The 19,195-nt window shown below is 69.4% G+C and carries 14 protein-coding genes; all 14 read left to right on the plus strand.

All coding sequences use genetic code 11. The annotated features are described in order from the left end of the window. The coding region (locus B0W80_RS30730; protein ID WP_143684855.1) for a DUF4384 domain-containing protein at positions 1-521 on the plus strand (521 nt) is incomplete at its 5' end. Between the two features lie 54 nt (positions 522-575). Continuing rightward, entirely contained in the window at positions 576-2,231 is a 1,656-nt protein-coding gene (locus B0W80_RS30735) for a murein transglycosylase A (RefSeq protein ID WP_077002949.1), read from the plus strand. Positions 2,232-2,268: 37 nt separating this feature from the next. Continuing rightward, a complete protein-coding gene (locus tag B0W80_RS30740) occupies positions 2,269-3,039 on the plus strand; it encodes a hypothetical protein (protein ID WP_077002950.1) in 771 nt (256 codons plus the stop codon). A 27-nt stretch (positions 3,040-3,066) separates the two neighbouring features. Further along, positions 3,067-4,164 carry a hypothetical protein gene (locus tag B0W80_RS30745; RefSeq protein ID WP_077002951.1) on the plus strand — a complete coding sequence of 366 codons (1,098 nt, stop codon included), beginning with the start codon at positions 3,067-3,069 and terminating at the stop codon, positions 4,162-4,164. A gap of 16 nt (positions 4,165-4,180) precedes the next feature. Further along, positions 4,181-6,169: a caspase family protein gene (locus B0W80_RS30750; protein WP_256856735.1), complete on the plus strand. Its 1,989-nt coding sequence runs from the start codon at positions 4,181-4,183 to the stop codon at positions 6,167-6,169. A 30-nt stretch (positions 6,170-6,199) separates the two neighbouring features. Continuing rightward, complete coding sequence (locus B0W80_RS30755) at positions 6,200-6,757, plus strand: type VI secretion system tube protein Hcp (RefSeq protein ID WP_077002952.1); 558 nt, start codon at positions 6,200-6,202, stop codon at positions 6,755-6,757. 172 nt (positions 6,758-6,929) lie between these two features. Further along, entirely contained in the window at positions 6,930-7,760 is an 831-nt protein-coding gene (locus tag B0W80_RS30760; RefSeq protein ID WP_077002953.1) for a type VI secretion system accessory protein TagJ, read from the plus strand. After that, entirely contained in the window at positions 7,753-8,271 is a 519-nt protein-coding gene (gene tssE, locus B0W80_RS30765; RefSeq protein ID WP_077002954.1) for a type VI secretion system baseplate subunit TssE, read from the plus strand. The genes B0W80_RS30760 and tssE overlap by 8 nt, the downstream gene beginning before the upstream one ends. A 6-nt stretch (positions 8,272-8,277) precedes the next feature. Next, positions 8,278-10,167 carry a type VI secretion system baseplate subunit TssF gene (tssF, locus tag B0W80_RS30770; RefSeq protein ID WP_077002955.1) on the plus strand — a complete coding sequence of 630 codons (1,890 nt, stop codon included), beginning with the start codon at positions 8,278-8,280 and terminating at the stop codon, positions 10,165-10,167. Then, positions 10,164-11,222 (plus strand): type VI secretion system baseplate subunit TssG, encoded by a 1,059-nt coding sequence (tssG, locus tag B0W80_RS30775; protein ID WP_256856736.1) that lies wholly within the window; start codon positions 10,164-10,166, stop codon positions 11,220-11,222. The genes tssF and tssG overlap by 4 nt, the downstream gene beginning before the upstream one ends. A gap of 82 nt (positions 11,223-11,304) precedes the next feature. Beyond that, positions 11,305-13,983 carry a type VI secretion system ATPase TssH gene (gene tssH, locus B0W80_RS30780; protein ID WP_077002957.1) on the plus strand — a complete coding sequence of 893 codons (2,679 nt, stop codon included), beginning with the start codon at positions 11,305-11,307 and terminating at the stop codon, positions 13,981-13,983. Positions 13,984-14,004: 21 nt separating this feature from the next. Next, positions 14,005-14,946 (plus strand): hypothetical protein, encoded by a 942-nt coding sequence (locus B0W80_RS30785; protein ID WP_077002958.1) that lies wholly within the window; start codon positions 14,005-14,007, stop codon positions 14,944-14,946. After that, positions 14,943-16,340: a tetratricopeptide repeat protein gene (locus B0W80_RS30790; protein ID WP_083745741.1), complete on the plus strand. Its 1,398-nt coding sequence runs from the start codon at positions 14,943-14,945 to the stop codon at positions 16,338-16,340. The genes B0W80_RS30785 and B0W80_RS30790 overlap by 4 nt, the downstream gene beginning before the upstream one ends. Beyond that, on the plus strand, positions 16,333-19,195 hold a 2,863-nt coding region (locus B0W80_RS30795; RefSeq protein ID WP_077002959.1), incomplete at its 3' end, for a type VI secretion system Vgr family protein. The genes B0W80_RS30790 and B0W80_RS30795, both read left to right, overlap by 8 nt.

The following is a 19,195-nucleotide window of genomic DNA, read 5'->3' on the forward strand; positions in this document are numbered from 1 at the left end:
CACCGCCGCCGCGCACGCCGGCCGAGTCGCTGCAGGCGCTGGCCGAGGGCACCACGCCCGGCTTCGACGTCGCGGCCACGGCGCGCAAGGCCGAGGTGACGGTCGGCAAGGACAAGCTGGGCTTCGAGGTGCGCAGCAAGCGCGAGGGCTTCGTCTACGTCTACCTGTTGTCGAGCGGCGGCGAGATGTTCCTGCTCTTCCCCAACCTGCTCGACAAGTACAACAAGATCAACGCCGGTGCCAGCCTCGCGCTGCCGCGTGCGTCCTGGCCGATGGATGCGGGCGGCCCGCCCGGCGTGAACCAGTTCGCCGTGCTGGTCAGCGAGCGTGAGCGCGACTTCAGCGGCTCCGGCCTGCAGAACGAGGGCGTGTTCCCGCAGTTCCCGCTGCCGGTGCTTTCCGCGCTCGAAGCCGCCCGCGGCGCCGGGCCCGCGCCCTTGCTCGGCAAGCCCGTGTGCCCGTCCGGTTCGCCTTGCAAGGACAACTACGGCACGGCGTTTTTCAAGATCACGGAGAAGTAATCGTCTTCCGGACGTCGGGCCAGCTGGCCCACGCCTCATGACCCGGAGCGCAGCATGAACACCAACGGCATCAACGTCGCACACCTCACCAACGTCTCTTCCTCGTCGACGGCCTTCTTCGCCGTGCTGCGCTGGGGCACTGCGGCGGGCATCGCCGCGACGCTCGCGGGCTGCGCCACCGCACCGCCGCCGGCACCGGCACCGGCGCGCCCGGCACCGGTGGCCGCCGCGCCGGTGGCACCTGTCGCCGCGCAGGCGCCCGTGACGATCGGCGCCGCGCCCGAGCCCGCCCGACCGCCCAGCGGCAACGCCAGCGTCGCCGGGCAGGCCCGCACCTTCTCGACCCAGCTCGCCACCTACACCTCGGTCGGCTACGACACCGTGCCCGGCTGGGTGCGCGACGACTTCGCCGAAAGCTGGCCGGCCTTTATCGGCAGCTGCAAGGTGATGACCGGCCGCGGTGCCGAGTGGCGCCAGATCTGCCAACGCGCCGCGGCGGTGGACGGCAAGAGCAACCCCGCGATCCGCGGCTTCTTCGAGCGCGAGTTCTCGGTCTATCAGATCCGCGACGACGACCGCAAGCCCGACGGCGTCGTCACCGGCTATTTCGAGCCCGAGATCCCCGGCAGCCGCAGCTACGCGCCGCCCTACATCTACCCGGTGTACGGCCAGCCGGAGGACATGCTGTTCGCCGACGCGCGCAAGCTGCCGCCCGGCACCGGCACGGTGGCCGCGCGCCTCGAGGGCCGCAATGTGGTCGTGCAGCAAGGTCTGTCCACCCGCGACATGGGCGCGCCCGGCCTCTACGCGCTCGACCTGTCCGGCATCACGCGCGACACGCTCGACCGCAAGGTGCGCCTGCGCATCGAGGGCCGCCGCCTCTTGCCCTACTACACGCGCGAAGAGATCGAGACCAAGGGCGCGCCCAACGCCCGCGTGCTCGCCTTCGTCAGCAGCGCCACCGCGCTCTACGAGATGCAGATCCAGGGCTCGGGCCGCATCCGCCTGCCCAGCGGCGAGGTGGTGCGCGTCGCCTATGCCGAGCAGAACGGCCAGCCCTTCCGGCCCACGATCGCGCAGTCGTCTTCCGGCAAGCCCCTGAGTACCGTGAAGACCCGCGGCCTGGGCGTGGAACTCGAACTCGACGACGGCGACGACGAGGCCGACAGCACCACCGCCATCCGCACGCGCGGCTTCACGCTGGCCCTGCCTGCCGCGAGCGGCGCGGTGGTGGTGCCGGGCCGGCGCGCCACCAGCCCGGTGCTCGGCTCGGGCATCAAGGACCCGAGCTACGTGTTCTTCAAGGAAGCCGGCGGCGGCGCCGGCGGGCCGGTCGGCGCCTTCGGCGTGCCGCTGTCGGCGGGCCGTTCGATCGCGGTCGACCCGCGCAGCACGCCGCTGGGCTACCCCGTCTTCGTCTCGACCCGCACGCCGGGCAGCGGCACGCCGATGCAGCGCCTCACCATCGCGCAGGACACCGGCGGCGCGATCCGCGGCGCGGTGCGGGCCGACTACTTCTTCGGCAACGGCCAGCAGGCCGCCACGCAGGCACGCCGCATGAAGGAGCGCGGCCAGCTGTGGATCCTGCTGCCGCGCGGCCAGGCCGTGGCCGCGGCTGCGACGTCGAGCATCCGCACGCGCGGCGCGGCAGTGGGCGCGGACCTTCCGCAATGCCTGGTGCCGCAAGAAGACGCCTGTGTGGATGACTAGCGGCAGGTAGCGGCCTCCTTCAGCGGCACCCAGCGGCATGCAGGACACCCTTTCCGCGGAGCAGAGCGTCGAACTCGTCCGCCTCTGGCGGCGGCGTCAAACGCTGTCCTCCGACGAGATGGGCCGCATGTACGGCATCGTCGGCGGTGCCCTTGGTGGCTGCCATCCGCCCGAGTTGCGCGCACTCGGCGAGAGCCGCGCCGACCTCGTCGCGCAGTTCATCTATGCCAAGGTGCTGCGGCTCGATGCCGACCTGGACGATGCGGACGAGCCCGCCGCGGGCGACGACGAGGCCCGCACCCGCAGCGCGCCGTCCACCGCCTTCGCCCTGTGCGCGTACTTCCGGCGCTACCTGATCGACTGCACCCGCGCCAGCTCGTTCCGCCGCAAGCTCTCGATCGGCGACCAGATCACAGAGAACGAACTCGAAGCCCAGGTCGGCGCGGCCGAGGATGCCGAGGACGAACTGGTCGAGCACGGCCTCAGCACGCCGGCCGTGCAGGCCGCGGCGCGGCGCTTCATCGCCGGGCTGCCCGAGCCCGAGCGCATCCTGCTGTGCGAAGGCTTCGGCCGCGAGGCGGCCGGCGGGCTGTCGGGCATCGCGGCGCGCCACGCCATCGCCTCGTACCACTACCGCGCCGGCCGCCTGGGCCTGGTGCACAAGCGCGAGGGCCTGCCGGCCGACTATGCGCGCACCACGCTGGGCCAGTGGATCACGCAGACGCTGGGCATCGCGATCGAGGGCGGCAACATGGGCGCGATCCTGCAGGTTTTCAAAATCCTGGGCGCTGAGGCGTCTTACACCTGAAGACGTAAGCCATTCAGGACAAGACCCATGCCCACCGATCTCTGGCCGCCGCTCAGCCTGATCCGCAGCACCCTCGGGCGCTCGGGCGACGGGCCGGCCGCCGCCGACATCCCGGCCCCCGCCGCCGGCACCGCGGCCGCCCGGTCCTTCGACGCCAGCCTGCTGCTGCCGCTGACCGAACTCGCGCGGCGGCGCGAGGCCGTGGCCGAGCGGGCCTTTCCGGCGCGCTGGATGCCGGGCCGCCTGATCAGCGTGCTGCACGACGGCCGCCTGCTCGGCGTGCTGCTCGACAAGTGCCTGCACGGCAAGCTGTGGCGCGGGTGGATGGCCGCCAGCGAGGCCGACTGGGCCAGCGCCTACGACGTGCTGCTGGAGCCCGGCGACGAGCCCTTCGAGCCCATGTTCGGCCTCATCCAGACCTGGAACGTGGTCAACATCGAGCAGCGGCCGCAGTTGTGCGCGCGCGTGCTGGGGGAACTGTCGGCCACGCGGCTGGCGGCCGTGCGCGCGGTGCACGACGAATGGGCCGTGCAGCAGCCGCTGCCGATCTCGCCCGAGCCCGGCCGCATCGCGTTGCGCACCACGGGCGGCGTGTTCACGGTGCTGTCGGGCACGCCGCTGGGCGTGGACGATCCGCGCGCCGACTACCAGACGCTCTACCTCGAGGCCGCCACCCGGCTCGCCACGCCGCTGCATGCGTCGACCGAGCCCGGCGCGCTCACGCCTGCCGTGCCGGTAGCCGCCGCGCGCGGCGACTGGTGGTCGCGGCTGATGGGCTGGTTTCGCGCCGATCGCGTCGTGCGCCCGGCGCTGGCCCTGCTCGCCCTGGTGGTGGTGGTGCAGAACGTGGCCCTGCTGCGTTCGGCCGACGAGCCCGAAGAGGTGCTCTTTCGCACGCTGCCTGCGCCGGCGACGCCGGCCGCGCAGACGCAGGTGCTGCTGCGCTGGAAGCCCGCCACCGGCATGGCCGATGCGCAGTCGCTGCTGGCCGCGGCCGGCGCCGAAGTCATCGGCGGGCCCGACGCGCAAGGCCGCTGGCGGCTGCGCCTGGCCGGCGGCGATGCGGTGCAGGGCCGCGCGCTGCTCGTGAATTCGCCGCTGGTCGAATCGGTGGCGCCGCCATGAAGCGAAGGGCACGCACGTGATCGACCTGCACCGCCTTCTTCGTGCGGCCTTGCTGCTGGCCTTGCTGGCCACGGCCGGCGGCGCGAATGCGGTGCAGCGTGCCTTGCTGGTGGGCGTGTCCGAGCTGGTGAACCAGCCGTCGTCGATGTGGCTGCAGGCACCGCGCAACGACGTGATGCTGATGCGCCGCGCCCTGGAGCAGCAGGGCTTCGCCGCGGCCGACATCCACGTGCTGGCCGACGGCGTGGCCGGCGCCGCACTGCCCGATGCACAGCGCATCCACGAAGCGCTGGGCCGCCTGCTCGCCCGATCGACGAGCGGCGACTTCGTGCTGCTCTACTTCTCGGGCCATGGCACCCGCTGGCGCGACGGCACCAAGCGATACCAGGAGCCCGACGGCCTGGCCGAGAACTTTCTCGCGCGCGACGTTGCCGGTGCCGTGGGCAGCGGCGCACCGCTGCCCGGCGGCCTGCGCGACGTGGACATCGACGCCTGGGTACAGGCCTTCCTGGCGCGCGGCGTGTTCGTGGGCTCGGTGTTCGACACCTGTGCCGCCGCATCGATGACGCGCGCTGCGACGGCGACACCTGCATCTTCGCCTTCACCTGCAGCACCGTTTGAGGACGAGGTTCGCTTCCGAGGCATCCGCGCCGACGTGCTCGCGCGCGGCACGGCGGTCGCTGCACCGGCGGCGGTGTCGGCCGTGGCACCGGCCGGCCCGGCCGTGCCGCGTGCGCGCTACGTCGCCCTGTTCGCCTCCGAGAGCCACCAGGTCACGCCCGAACTGCGCCTGCCGCGCGGCAGCCGCGAGGCGCAGCCGCAAGGCCTGCTGACCTGGGCCGTGGTCGAGGCGCTGCAGCGCCGGCCCGGCACCTGGCGCGAACTCTTCGACGGCGTGCTCGCGCTCTATCCGCCCGTCATCGCCGAGCTGGAGACGCGTTTTCCCAACCGGGAGCTGCCCTCGCCCGTGGCCGAGGGCAACCTCGACGCGCCCCTGTTCTCCAACACGGCGGCCCCCGCATCGACGCGCCCCGTGTGGCGTGCCGAGCGTGCGGGTGCGAGCCTGCGCGTGCAGGCCGGCGAGCTCGACGGGCTGGTGCCGCAACAGCCAGTGCGCGTGCGCGCCACGCTCGAAGACGGCACCGTGCGCAGCGAGGCCGCGGCGCTGGCCCAGGTCGGCGCGGACGCATCGGGCCTGCCGGTGCCGGCGTCGCTGCAGGGGCTGTCCGGTGCCGCGCTGTGGAGCATCGTGCCGCTCGACGAACCGCCCGATCTGGCTCTGCGCGTGCGCGGCAAGGGCCCGCTGCCCGCGGGCATGGCGCTCGACTACCCGGCTTCGATCCGGCTGGTGAGCGAAGGCGATGCCGATGTGCGCTGGGCCGACCTGGGGCCTGCCGGCCATCGCTTGGACATCGACTCGCCCGCGCTCGGTGCTCCCGGTGTCGTGGTGGCCGATGCGGCCGGCCTGCGCCAGCGTCTGCAGGCCCTGGCCCAGCTCAAGTGGCTCGACCGTCTTCAGGCCCTGGGGCAGGACGGACGCCTGGCCGGCTTCGACGCCACGCTCGAGGTGTGGGACGGCGCCCGCCTGCTGCGCAGCGAGCCGGCACAGCAAGCCGCACTCCGCCTGCAGCCGCCGCGCGCCAACGAGCGCGCCGTGCTGCATGTGCGCAATGCCACCGGGCAGTCGCTCGACATGGTCGTCGTCGGCGTGGACGCGCAGGGCGCGATCCGGCCGGTGTACCCCGCCGACCCCGGCGAGTCGAACCGCTTCGAACGCGGCACGAGCGAGGCGCCCGCCACCCAGCGCTTCGACCTGCCCTGGCTGGCCGGCGAGGGCACGCGCCTGGTTGTGCTGGCGGTGCCCGCAGTGGCGCACAGCGCACCGCGCCTCTTCGGTGCGCGCGCGGCCGAGTCGCTTGCCGACCTGCGCGTGCGCGGCGCGGTGCAGCCGGAACGGCGCCGACAGATTTTCACCGCCATGGTCCGCTGGACCACGGTCAATTGAACGCCTTGCCTTCACTTCGAGGAGATACAGATGTCCTGGACGATCGACGGAACCCTGGACCCGGACGAGGCCCTGCGCCTGCTGGATCACATGACCGGTGTCAGCGACAACGACTTCGCCATGCTGATCGAGAACAAGGGCACGGTGATGGAGGGCGAGTCCAAGCGCGCCTACGAAGACGGCAAGCAGCGCATGGACATCGCGGGCTATGCCTACCTGGCCGAGGTCAAGACGCCGCCCGGTGCGAGCAAGGGCCGGGTGCGCAACCACCCGTTGATCGTGGTGCGCAACTGCGATGCGGCCACGGCCTCGATCGCGAGCCTCATGAAGAGCCAGGATTCGGACATCAAGGTGCAGCTCTCGGTCTTCAAGGCGGGCGGCGATGCGTCGAAGGACATGCAGCCCACGCTCGAGATCCTGCTCGAGGGTGCGCGCGTCGACACCCATTCGATCCTGACCGGCGGCACGCCGCGGCGGCCTTGCGAAATCATCTTCTTCTACTACCGGAAGATCGAGCTGCGCTCCGCGCCGCAGAAGTCGACCGGCCAGCGCGGCGCCGTCCGCAGCTGCGTCATGAACAACGAATGACCAAGCTCTTCCCCAGGCTCCCCCACTTCGTGTGGTCCGCCAACCCCCTCTCCGGGGGCGACACCAGTGGCCCGGCAAAGCCGGTTCCACGGTGTCTCCCGATCGGGCCTGGCTTCGCCGGCCGGTGCATTGCATTGCTCCGTGGTTCCACGCAATCGAAAAGGAATGTTGTATGACTCGATCAGCCGAACTCCTTCAAGCCGCCGATCCGACCGGCGCACTCAAGGCCCTGACCGACGAGGTCAAGGCCAAGCCCGGCGATGCGAAGCTGCGCGTCTTCATGGCCCAGCTGTTGTGCGTGGTCGGCCAGTGGGAACGCGCGCTCAACCAGCTCGGCGTGGCGGCCGAGCTCGATGCGCTGGCGGTGCCGATGAAGCAGGTGTATGGCGAAGCCATCCGCTGCGAAGGCCTGCGCGCCGAAGTGTTCGCGGGCAAGCGCACGCCGATGGTCTTCGGGCAGCCCGACGAATGGCTTGCGCTCTTGATCGAATCGCTGCTGCGCCACGGCACCGGCGATGCGGCGCTGGCCGAAGACCTGCGCGGCCGTGCCTTCGATGCCGCGCCCGCCACGCCCGGCACGCTCGACGGCAAGCCCTTCGACTGGCTGGCCGATGCCGACATGCGCCTGGGCCCGGTGCTCGAAGCCTTCGTGAACGGCCGGTACTACTGGATTCCCTTCGCCCGCCTCGCCCACATCAAGTTCGACCCGCCCGAAGACCTGCGCGACTGCGTCTGGCTGCCAGCGCACCTGCAGTTCGAGAACGGCGGCGAAACGCTGGCGCTGGTGCCCACGCGCTACGAAGGCTCGCAGGCCTGCGGCGACGGCGGGCTGCAGCTGGCGCGCAAGACCGAATGGCGCGAGCTGCAGCCCGAGGTCTGGGCCGGCCATGGCCAGCGCATGTTCAGCGGCGACGACGGCGAGGAACACGCCATGCTCGACATCCGCGAGATCCTCTTCACGGCCGAGACGGGGGAGGCGCAGCAGGAGGCCGCCGGTGGCTGAGCAGATCGCGCAGGAACGGCTGCAGCCCTCGCTGCTCGACCGGCTGATCGACAACGCCCCGAGCGAGAAGCGCGAGGGCGACGACAAGCGCACCCTCACGCGCCAGGCCCTGCGCCAGGCCATGCTGCGCGACCTGTCGTGGCTGCTCAACGCCACCGGGCACGGCCTGGCCTTCGACGACAAGCGCTATCCCAACGCGGCGCGCTCGGTGCTCAACTACGGATTGCCTATGCTGTCCGGCCAGTTCACGTCGTCCGTTCAGCGTGTCAGCATGGAACAGGCTCTGAAGAACGCCATCCTGCAGTTCGAGCCCCGCATCCTGCCTCGCACACTCGAAGTGGAACTCGTCATGGAAGGCTCGGCACTCGACTCCCACAACCGCATCGGGCTCAAGATCCGCGGAATGCTGTGGGCGCAACCGGTGCCGCTGGAGTTTTTGATGCGCAGCCGCATCGACCTGGAAGAGGGGCGGATCGAGATCGAGGATGAAGCTGCGCTCGCGCGGCGCTGAGCTTGCATGGACCCGCGCCTCCTGACCCTGTATGAACAGGAACTGCGCTACTTCCGCGAGAGCGCCGGGGAGTTCGCGCGCGCCTTCCCGAAGATCGCGAACCGACTGGGCATCGAAGGCCAGGAGGTGGCCGATCCCTATGTCGAACGGCTGATCGAGGCCACCGCCTTCCTGTCGGCGCGGGTCGGCCTCAAGCTCGATGCCGAGTACCCGCGCTTCACCGGCCACCTGCTCGACATCGTCTATCCGCAGTTCATGGCGCCCACGCCCTCGATGGTGGTGGTGTCGGTGGGCTGCGACCCGGACGACGCCAATCTGGCCCATGGCCCCACGTTGAAGCGCGGCAGCGGGCTGCGCGCGCGGCAGGCGGTGGGCCAGAGCACGCATTGCGAGTTCCGCACGTCGCGCGCCTTGCGCGTGTGGCCCGTCGAGGTGCAGCGCGCGCAGTACTTCAGCTACGCGCCCGACCTGCCGCTGGCGCAGCATCCGCAGTCGCGCGAGATCCGTGGCGGGCTGCGCATCGCGCTGCGCGCCACCGCGGGGCTCAAATTCGACCAGATCGCACTCGACGACCTGGTGATTCATTTCGGCGGCGCCGAAGACGTGGCCTGGCAGCTGCACGAATGCATGCTGGGCAAGCCGCTCGGCGTGATGGTGCAGCCGCTGGCCTCGGGCGCCTCGGCCGGTGCCGTGCGCCAGCTCCCCGCCAGCGCGGTCGAGGCGGTGGGCTTCGAGGACGACGAGGCGCTGCTGCCCGTCACCGCCACCGGCTTCTCGGGGCACCGGCTCGTGCAGGAGTACTTCGCGTTTCCGCAGCGCTTCCAGTTCGCGCGCATCACGGGCCTGCAACGCGTGCTTGCGAACTTGCCGGTGAGCGAGGTCGAGGTCGTGGTGCTCTTTTCGCGCGGCGACGCGGCGCTCGAGAAGCTCGTCAGCGCCGACAACGTGCGGCTGCACTGTGTGCCGGCCGTCAACCTGTTCGCGAAGCGGCTCGACCGCGTGACGGTCAACGAGGGCGTGAGCCAGTTCCACCTGCTGCCCGACCGCACCCGACCGCAGGACTTCGAGGTGCACACCGTCACCGAGGTGATCGGCCACGGCGGCCCGAGTGCCGGCGAGGGTGTGCTGGAGCAGGCCTTCCTGCCTTTCTACGCGGCCTTCCACGGCAGCCGCCATGGTCACCCGGCCTACTTCACGACCACGCGCGAGCCCCGCATGCCGTCGGCGAAGCAGCGCACCGAAGGGCACCGCAGCAGCCACATCGGCTCCGAGGTCTACATGCAGATCGTCGATCCGCAGCAAGCCCCCTTCGCCGGCACGCTGCGGCAGTTGGCCGTGAACGCGCTGGTCACCAACCGCGACCTGCCGCTCTTGCTGCCGATGGGCCGCGACAACGACTTCGACTGCATCGACTCCTTTCCGGCACAGCGCGTGCGCATGGTGCGCGGCCCGTCGCGGCCGGTGTCGCCGGTGGTGAGCCAGGGACTCGGGTGGCGCGTCATCGACCACCTGGCGCTCAACTACCTGTCGCTCGCCGACAGCTCGCCGCAGCAGGGCGCGGCCGCACTGCGCGAGATGCTCATGCTCTATGCCGGGCTCGCCGACGAATCGCGGCAGAGCCAGGTGCGCGGGCTGCTGTCGGTGCGATCGAAGCCGGTGGCGCGGCGCCTGCCGCTGGCCGGGCCGATCGCCTTCGGCCGCGGGCTCGAGGTGACGCTGGAGGTCGACCGCAACGCCTTCCACGGGCACAGCGCCTTTCTGTTCGGCGCGGTGATGGCGCGCTACCTGGCGCGTCACGTGGAGGTCAATCATTTCGTCGAGACCGTGCTCGCCGCGGCGGGCCGGGGCGAGATCATGCGATGGAGGCCGCTGTGCGGGGCACGCCCGATCCTGTGAACCTCCCGCGCGCGCAGGCCGCAGCGTCCGAGACGGTCGGGCAGCGGCTGCAGGCCTGCGGCGCCGAGCCCTGGGCCTACGACTACTTCGCGCTGATGCGGAGGCTCGAGGCCTTGGCCGCGCCGGCGCCGCGCTGGGGCCGCGCGCTGCTGCCGAGCGCGGAGCCGGTGCGCGTGGGGCAGGAGCCGTCGCTGTCGTTCGCGCCCGCGAGCTTCAGCCGCTTCGAGGCGACCGCGGCGCATTCGCCGCCGCGGCTGCGCCAGCACTTCTTCGGCTACCTGGGCCCGAACGGGCCGCTGCCGGTGCACCTGAGCGACTTCATCCGCGAGCGCACCATCAATTACGGCGACCCGACCTGGCTCGCCTTTCTGGACACCTTCGCGCATCGCTTCTCGCTGTTCTTCTACCGGGCCTGGGCCCAGGCCCGGCCGGCGGTGGGCATGGACCGGCCGCAGGAAGACAACTTCCGCCGCCAGGTCGGCGCGCTGGTCGGCATCGGCACGGCAGCGCGGCAGGGCCGCGACCAGATTCACGACGACGCGCGCCTGCATTTCTCGGGGCGCCTGCTGCGGCAGGTGCACAACGCCGAAGGCGTGGAGGCGGTGCTCGGCAGCTACTTCGGTGTGCCGGTGCGCCTCGAGCCGTGGGTTGGGCACTGGATGCCGCTGCCCACGCAGGAACTCACGCGGCTGGGCCGCGGCGAAGCGTCGCGCACGCTCGGCCTCGGCGCCATGATGGGCCAGCGCGCCTGGGACCGGCAGCACCGCGTGCGGCTGCACATCGGGCCGCTGTCGCTGGAGCGCTACCGCATGTTCCTGCCCTCCGGTTCGGCGCGGCTTGCGCTGCAGCGCTGGATGCAGCAACTGCTGGGAGGCGAGCTGTATTGGGACGCCGAGCTGATTCTGGAACAGGGGGAAGTGCCGCCCACGCGCCTGGGCGCGGGCGCAGGCAATGCGCCGCGGCTGGGCTGGGTGTCGTGGCTCGGCTCGCGGGCCCGCCGGCGCGACGCCGCCGATGTGCGCATCGACGGCGACGCGGCGAACGTGCCGGCCTGAGCGTTCATTGGAATTCATTGCAGATTCATTCGGACTCATTCGGAATTCATTCCGCCCCTCATTCGACGATGGAGAAAAAGCCATGAGTGAAATCAGTCGCACCGCCCTGTTCGGCAAGCTCAACTCGCTGGCGTACAAGGCGATCGAGGGAGCCACCGTCTTCTGCAAGATGCGTGGCAACCCCTACGTGGAGCTGGAGCACTGGTTCGCCCAGTTCCTGCAGGCGCAGGACTCCGACCTGCACCGCGTGATCCAGCATTACGGGCTCGACGTCTCGGTGATCGCCAAGGACATGACGGCCGCACTCGACCGCCTGCCGCGCGGGGCCACCGCCATCAGCGACTTCTCGCCGCACATCGAAAACGCCATCGAGCGCGCGTGGACCTACGCCACGCTGCAGTTCGGCGAGGCGCAGGTGCGCACCGGTTATCTGCTGGTGGGCATGCTCAAGACGCCGAGCCTGCGCAATCCGCTGCTCAACATGTCGAAGCAGTTCGAGAAGGTCAAGGTCGAAGACCTGGCCGACAACTTCGCGAAGATCTGCGACCCCTCGCCCGAATCGAAGATGCGCGCGCAGGACGGCACCGGCATGGGCAGCGGCGCCCCCGGCGAAGACAGCGGCGCGATGGCGCCGGCCGCCATGGGCAAGGGCGATGCGCTCAAGAAGTTTGCTGTCGACCTCACGGAGAAGGCCAAGAAGGGAGAGATGGACCCGGTGACCGGGCGCGACGAAGAGATCCGCCAGATCGTCGACATCCTGATGCGGCGCCGCCAGAACAACCCGCTGCTCACAGGCGAAGCCGGCGTCGGCAAGACCGCGGTGGTCGAAGGTTTCGCGCAGCGCCTGGCGCGCGGCGACGTGCCGCCGCAGCTCAAGGACGTGAAGCTGCTCACGCTCGATATCGGCCTGCTGCAGGCCGGCGCCAGCATGAAGGGCGAGTTCGAGCAGCGCCTGCGCCAGGTCATCGACGAGGTGCAGGCCTCGCCCACGCCGATCATCCTGTTCATCGACGAGATCCACACGCTGGTGGGCGCGGGCGGCGCGGCCGGCACCGGCGATGCGGCCAACCTGCTGAAGCCGGCGCTCGCGCGCGGCAACCTGCGCACCATCGGGGCCACCACCTGGGCCGAGTACAAGAAGTACATCGAGAAGGACCCGGCGCTCACGCGGCGCTTCCAGGTGGTGCAGGTGCCGGAGCCCGACGAGACCAAGGCCATCCTGATGTTGCGCGGCGTGGCCAGCGTGCTCGAGAAGCACCACCGCGTGCAACTGCTCGACGAGGCGATCGAGGCGGCCGTGAAGCTGTCGCACCGCTACATCCCGGCACGCCAGCTGCCCGACAAGGCCGTGAGCCTGCTCGACACCGCCTGCGCGCGCGTCGCCGTGTCGCAGCATGCGATGCCGCCCGAGGTCGAGGACGTGCAGCGCCGCATCGAGGCGCTGACGGTGGAGCAGGAGATCATCGGCCGCGAGGAGGCGATCGGCATCGACGTCAGCAAACGTTCGTCGCTGGTGCAGTCGCAACTGTCGGAAGCGAAGACGCAACTCGACGCGCTGAATGGACGGTGGAAGGAAGAGAAGGCGCTGGTCGACCGCTTGCTCGGACTGCGCAGCAAGCTGCGCGAGGGCAACAAGCCGGTGGACGCGGCCGCGGCCGAAGGTGCGGCGCCCGACCGCACGGCGCTGCTGGCGGAACTGCACGATCTGCAAGGCCAGATCGCGGCGGTGCAAGGCGAGTCGCCGCTCATCCTGCCTTCGGTCGACCAGCATGCCGTGTCGTCGGTGGTCGCCGACTGGACCGGCATTCCCGTCGGCCGCATGCAGCGCAACGAGATCGAGACCGTGCTCAACCTGCCCAAGCTGCTGTCGCAGCGCGTGATCGGCCAGGACCATGCGATGGAGATGATCGCCAAGCGCATCCAGACCTCGCGCGCCGGGCTGGACAACCCGATCAAGCCGATCGGCGTGTTCATGCTGGCCGGCACCTCGGGGGTGGGCAAGACCGAGACCGCGATCGCGCTGGCCGAGTCGCTGTACGGCGGCGAGCAGAACATGATCGTCATCAACATGAGCGAGTACCAGGAGGCGCACACCGTGAGTTCGCTCAAGGGCGCGCCTCCCGGCTACGTGGGCTACGGCGAGGGAGGCGTGCTCACCGAGGCCGTGCGCCGCCGGCCCTACAGCGTGGTGCTGCTCGACGAGGTGGAGAAGGCGCACCCCGACGTGCACGAGCTTTTCTTCCAGGTCTTCGACAAGGGCTTCATGGAAGACGGCGAGGGCCGCAGCATCGACTTCAAGAACACGCTCATCCTGCTGACGACCAATGCCGGCACCGACCTGATCGCCGGCCTCTGCAAAGACCCGGAGCTGATGCCCGACCCCGAGGGCATGGCCAAGGCGCTGCGCGATCCGCTCTTGAAGATCTTCCCGCCCGCGCTGCTGGGCCGGCTGGTGACCATTCCTTACTACCCGCTGTCCGACGAAATGCTCGGGAAGATCGTCGAGCTGCAACTCAAGCGCATCAAGAAGCGGGTGGAGGCGCGCTATTCGATTCCGTTCGAGTACGGCGACGACGTGGTGAAGCTGGTCGTGAGCCGCTGCACCGAGAGCGAATCGGGCGGCCGGATGATCGACGCGATCCTCACCAACACGATGCTGCCGGACGTCAGCCGCGAGTTCTTGAATCGCATGATGGAAGGGAAGGCGATCGAGCGCGTGAAGGTGGGTGTCGCCGATGGTGCGTTCACTTACGAGTTCTGATCACGAGTGGGTCTTTCGATCATGACCAACTACACCAAGAAGTTCTTCAGCGAGCCGCTGTCCTTCATGCAGAAATACGCCATCGCGCCGCCGAACGACGTCGCGGGAGATCGCGGGTCGACCGGCACCGACATCGATACCACGGGCTTCGCGTCGCACCTGAACACCAACGCGGCAGGGTCGGTGCCGAAGTCGGTGCGTTACGCACGCATGATGCGCGACCACAAGGTGGCTTATGCCAAGCTGTGGAAAGACCGGCAGATGGGCGGCAAGTCGGGTGCCGAGCAGGAAGGCATCGGCGTGCTGCGCTTCGACGCCGACTATGCGGACGACGGCTCCCGCAAGCCGATCTGGTTTCTGCCCTGGGATGCCTCGACCGCGATCGTGCGACTGACCATTCCGCCGAAGGGCACGACGGCGGAGGACCCCGACATCTTCTTCACGGCCGCCATCAACGGCTGCAGCGTGTTCTTCCAGGGCTCCCAGGCCAACCCGACCATCTATCACGCCGGCGGCAACACGGGGCAGTCCGACCACAACGAAGGCGCCCGCTTCTGGCGCGAGGCGTTGCGCAAGCACATGGCGAATTCGGCGTCGGCGCGCGCCAAGGGCGACATCGTGGCGGAAGTCAACAAGACGCAGTACGTCAAGATGCCGGGCACCAAGGGCAACAGCTCCACCGCGCAGGCCGAGGAGTACGAGCGCATGCTCAAGGCCAAGCTCGACAAGGCCGGCAAGTTCACCGTGACCATGGTCAACCCTTGGGGCTGCGTGATGGGCATTCGCACGGGCACGCTGTGGACGTTCTATCTGCAGGAGAACGCCACCGTGATCTGCAGCATCGTCACCAAGCAGGGTGTGCAGACGCGCTACTACGCGCGGCCCATGTCGATACGGACGATCTTCCCGGGCTCGAGCGCCATCGCGAGCATGCGGATGAAAGTACCGGTCAAGGTCACGTGAGCACCGATCACGAAGCGCAGCCGGCAGAAGCCGTCCAGCCATTGAGCCTGGGCGATGCGCTGGAGCTGGCTGTCCGGCTGCACCGCGCGGGCAAGCTCGACGACGCGGAGAAGCTTTACGGCTACATCATCGCGGCCGCGCCGGATTACGCCGACGCCCTTCACTTCATGGGCGTGCTGGTCCACATGCGCGGCCGCAGCGACGAGGCGCTCGGCCTGATCCGGCGTTCGGTCGCGCTCAATGCGTCGGTGCCGGATTGGTACAACAACCTGGGCAACGTGCTGCTGGAGACGGGCCAGGTCGACGAAGCCGCCGACGCCTATGCCCAGGCCAATGCGCTGGCGCCGGAGCGGCCCGATGTGGCCAACAACCTGGGCGTGCTGCGGCGGCAGCAGAACAGGCTGCCCGAGGCCGAGGCCTTCTACCGGCGTGCGATCGCGCTCGACCCCGGCTATGCCGATGCGTTCACCAATCTCGGGCGGCTGCTCACCGGGCAAGAGCGCCATGAAGAAGCGCTCATCGCCTACTGCGAGGCGCTGGTCGTCAACCCGCGCTTCGTCAAGGCGCGCCATGCGCTGGGCATGGCCTACCAGATGCTGGGCAGGCTGGACCAGGCGACACAGGTCTATCGCGACTGGCTGGCCGAGGAGCCCGGCCATCCCGAGGCGCTGCACCACCTCGCCGCCTGCACCGGCGAGGCCGTGCCGGAGCGCGCGCCCGACGCGTACGTCGAGGCGGTGTTCGACGACTTCGCGAACAGCTTCGATGCCAAGCTCGCGATGCTGGACTACCGCGCGCCGGCCCTGGTGGGCGACGTGGTGGCGCAATGCATGGGCGAGCCGCGACGCGAACTCGACGTGCTGGACGCGGGCTGCGGCACCGGGCTGTGCGGCCCGCTGCTGGCACCGTTCGCGCGGCGCCTGGAGGGCATCGACCTGTCGGAGCGCATGCTGGGCAAGGCGCAGCAGCGGGAGGTCTACGACGCGCTGGTCAAGGCCGAACTCACCGCCTTCCTGGTGCAGGCGCCCACGGCCTACGACCTCATCGTGTCGGCCGACACGCTGTGCTATTTCGGCGAGCTGCGACCCGTGTGCGAGGCGGCGGCGAGGTCGTTGCGCCCGGCGGGCGTGCTGATCTTCACGCTGGAAGCGTCGAGCGGCGAGGACGCGCAGGACTTCCGGCTGCATCCGCACGGCCGCTACAGCCACCGCGAGGACTATCTGCGCCGCGTGCTGGCGGGGGCGGGACTGTCGCTGGAGGCCATGCAGCAGGCGCAGTTGCGCATGGAGAACGCGAGACCCGTGGAGGGCTGGGTGGTGTCGTGCAAAAAGACGCCGGTCCATTCGTCTTCCGCGCAACACGGCACCGAAGTGGAAAAGATGAGCCATGCCTGACAAGTCATTCACGATCAAGAGCGACTCGCCGGTCGTCGACGATTTGATGTTCTGGAGCGTGGTCGGGCACGAGGGCCTGTCGCGCGCCTCGGCCTACGAGCTGACCGTGCTGTCGGAAAACGACCAGATCGACGCCGCGGACATCCTGGGACGCGCCTTCGACGTCGTCATCGGCTTCGACGATATGGAGGGCAAGGCGCGCGAACGCCACTGCCAGGGCCATGCGGTGCGATTCCTGCGCACGGCGCCGGCGGGGCGCCTGTTCGAATACCGCATCAGCCTGCGTTCGTGGTTCTGGCTCTTGAGCAAGCGGCAGAACGCGTGCATTCAGCAGGACAAGAAAGTGCTGCAGGTCTTCGATTTGGTGTGCGACGACAGCCCGGTCAAGCGCTTCAAGAAGCACAAGACCGACGGTGTGATCGGCGTCCACGAACCTCGCCGCTACTGCGTGCAGTACCAGGAGAGCGACTACGCCTTCCTGTCGCGGCTGCTGGAGGAAGAAGGCATCTACTACTGGTTCGACGCCCACGAGGCCCCCGGCACCATGCACCTGGCCGACGCGAGCGACGTGGCGCACGATAAGCTGCCGGCCGGCGACACCTTGCGCCACGTAGCCGACGCCGCGGGCGAAGGGCGCTTCGCCGAGATCATTCACTGGGCGGACGCGAAGCGCTTCGACACCGGCAAGCACGCGACGCGCGACAGCAACTTCAAGACCATCAAGAAGAAGCTGGGCGCCGACATGAACGCCGCCGACAGCTACGAACTGGCGGACCTGGAGTCTTTCGAGTTCCCGGGCGGCTACTTCACTGCGGACGGCGCCGACAACGTGGCCAAGATCCGCGGCGAACAACTGGCGGGCCGGCGCGACCGGCAGTGGGCGTTGACCACCTGGCCCGACGTGGCGCCCGGCCTCGGCTTCTTCTACGAGGGCGATCCCGACAGCTCGCGCGACGGCGACTACGTGATCGGCGCCTGCACCTTCGTGGTGACGCACCCGGGCTACGAGTCGGTGGACTTCCGCGAGCGGCCGCGCCGGGTCAGCCAGTTGCTCGAGGACGTGCTGGCCGACGACGCCGTGAACGCCGACACGCTCGACGTGCTGCGCGAACTGCTCGACGACTCGGCCCACATGCACACGGGCGAGCGCGGCGTCGGCTTCTTCCTGATCACCGTGTTTCCGTTGAAGACGCTGTTCAGGCCGCCGCGGCTCACGCCGCGAGTGACCATGCCGGGGCCGCAGTCGGCCATCGTCGTCGGTCCGTCGGACGAGGAACTGCACGTCGACGAGCACGGCCGGGTGAAAGTGCACTTTCACTGGGACCGCAGCGACAAGCGCAACGAGAAGTCGACCTGCTGGGTGCGCGTGTCGCAGCCCTGGGCCGGCAAGGGATGGGGCGGCTATTTCATTCCGCGCATCGGGCAGGAGGTGCTGGTCGACTTCCTGAACGGCGACCCGGACCGGCCGCTGGTCGTCGGGCGGCTGTACAACGACGAACAGTTCATTCCGTACAAGTCGCCCACGCAGAGCGGCTTCAAGACGCGCTCGACGCCGGGCGGCAATGCCGGCAACCACAACGAGATCATGTTCGAGGACAAGAAGGGCGAGGAGAAGATCAACATCCACGCCGAACTCGACATGAGCCGGAGCGTGGAGCGCGACGACTCCACCACGATCGACCGCGACCAGACCGTGACTGTCAAGCGCGACCAGACCATCCTGGTGGACCGCGACCGCAAGAACACGGTGACGAAGAACGACACCAACATGGTGGTGGTCGACCAGAAGAACACCGTGAAGGGCGCCCAGAACAACCAGGTGGTGGGCAACCGCACGAGCTTCGTCGACGCCAACGACCAGCTCACGGTGGGCGGCACCAGCACGGTCGACGTGACGGGCGCGCAGAAGACGACCTACCACGGCGGAGAAACGCACACGGTGGTGGGCAACCAGACGGTGAGCGTCACCGGCAAGATGAGCTTCATGGCGGGCTCGATGAGCTTCCAGACGCCGCACATCGACTGGATGGTGACGGGCAGCAGCTCGAAGAACATCACGGTGCCGACCGGTCCGCTGAACCTGATGGCCAACAAGATCAAGCTGATGAGCAACACCGGCATCGAGATGATGTCGGTGGGCAACATCGACGCGACCTCGATCGGCTCGAACACCACCGTGCTGGGCCCCAACACCAGCGGCTACATCGGCAGCAACAGCGAGGCCAACCTGGGCATCAACCGCTCGACCTTCATGGGGCTGAACATTGAGAACGCCCTGGCGCTGGCCATGACCAACAACGGCGGCGTGTTCATCGAGAACACGCTGGGCGTGAAGATGGTCAACTGCGTGGCGCCCGAGATCAAGTCGATCTCGACGGCCGACGTGAACCTCACGCCGCTCAAGACGATCTCGCCGGGCGGCGGCGGCGGGCCCGCCACGGGCGCCGCGGTGGCGGGCGCGCTGGGCGCGGTGGTCGGTGCGGGCAGCGCCTTCAACGACATCGGCGCGACGCTCAAGCAGTACGCCGATGCCGCGCAGGCACTGACCGACGCGGCGGCCGAGGCGCAGGCGGCCGGCATGGAAGGCCTCGCGGGGCGCCTGAGTTCGCTGTCCATGATGGCCAACATGCGGCGCAACCACGGCATTCTGGGCGCGGTGCCGGTGGTCGGCACGGGCTTGCAGGTGTTCCTGGAAGTGTTCACGGGCGGTGATGCCATCGGCGCCGAGGCACTCGCGGGCGCGGGTTCGTCGACCAATGCGGACGGCTCCGCCATCCCGAGTTCCACCCCACCCAGCACGGGCGGCGGCGCGGGTGGCTCCAGCGGCGCCGCCCGTGCTGGGTGGGGTGGAACTC

It is taken from the genome of Variovorax sp. KK3 (assembly GCF_001984055.1).
In the GTDB taxonomy this organism is placed as follows: Bacteria; Pseudomonadota; Gammaproteobacteria; order Burkholderiales; family Burkholderiaceae_C; genus Variovorax.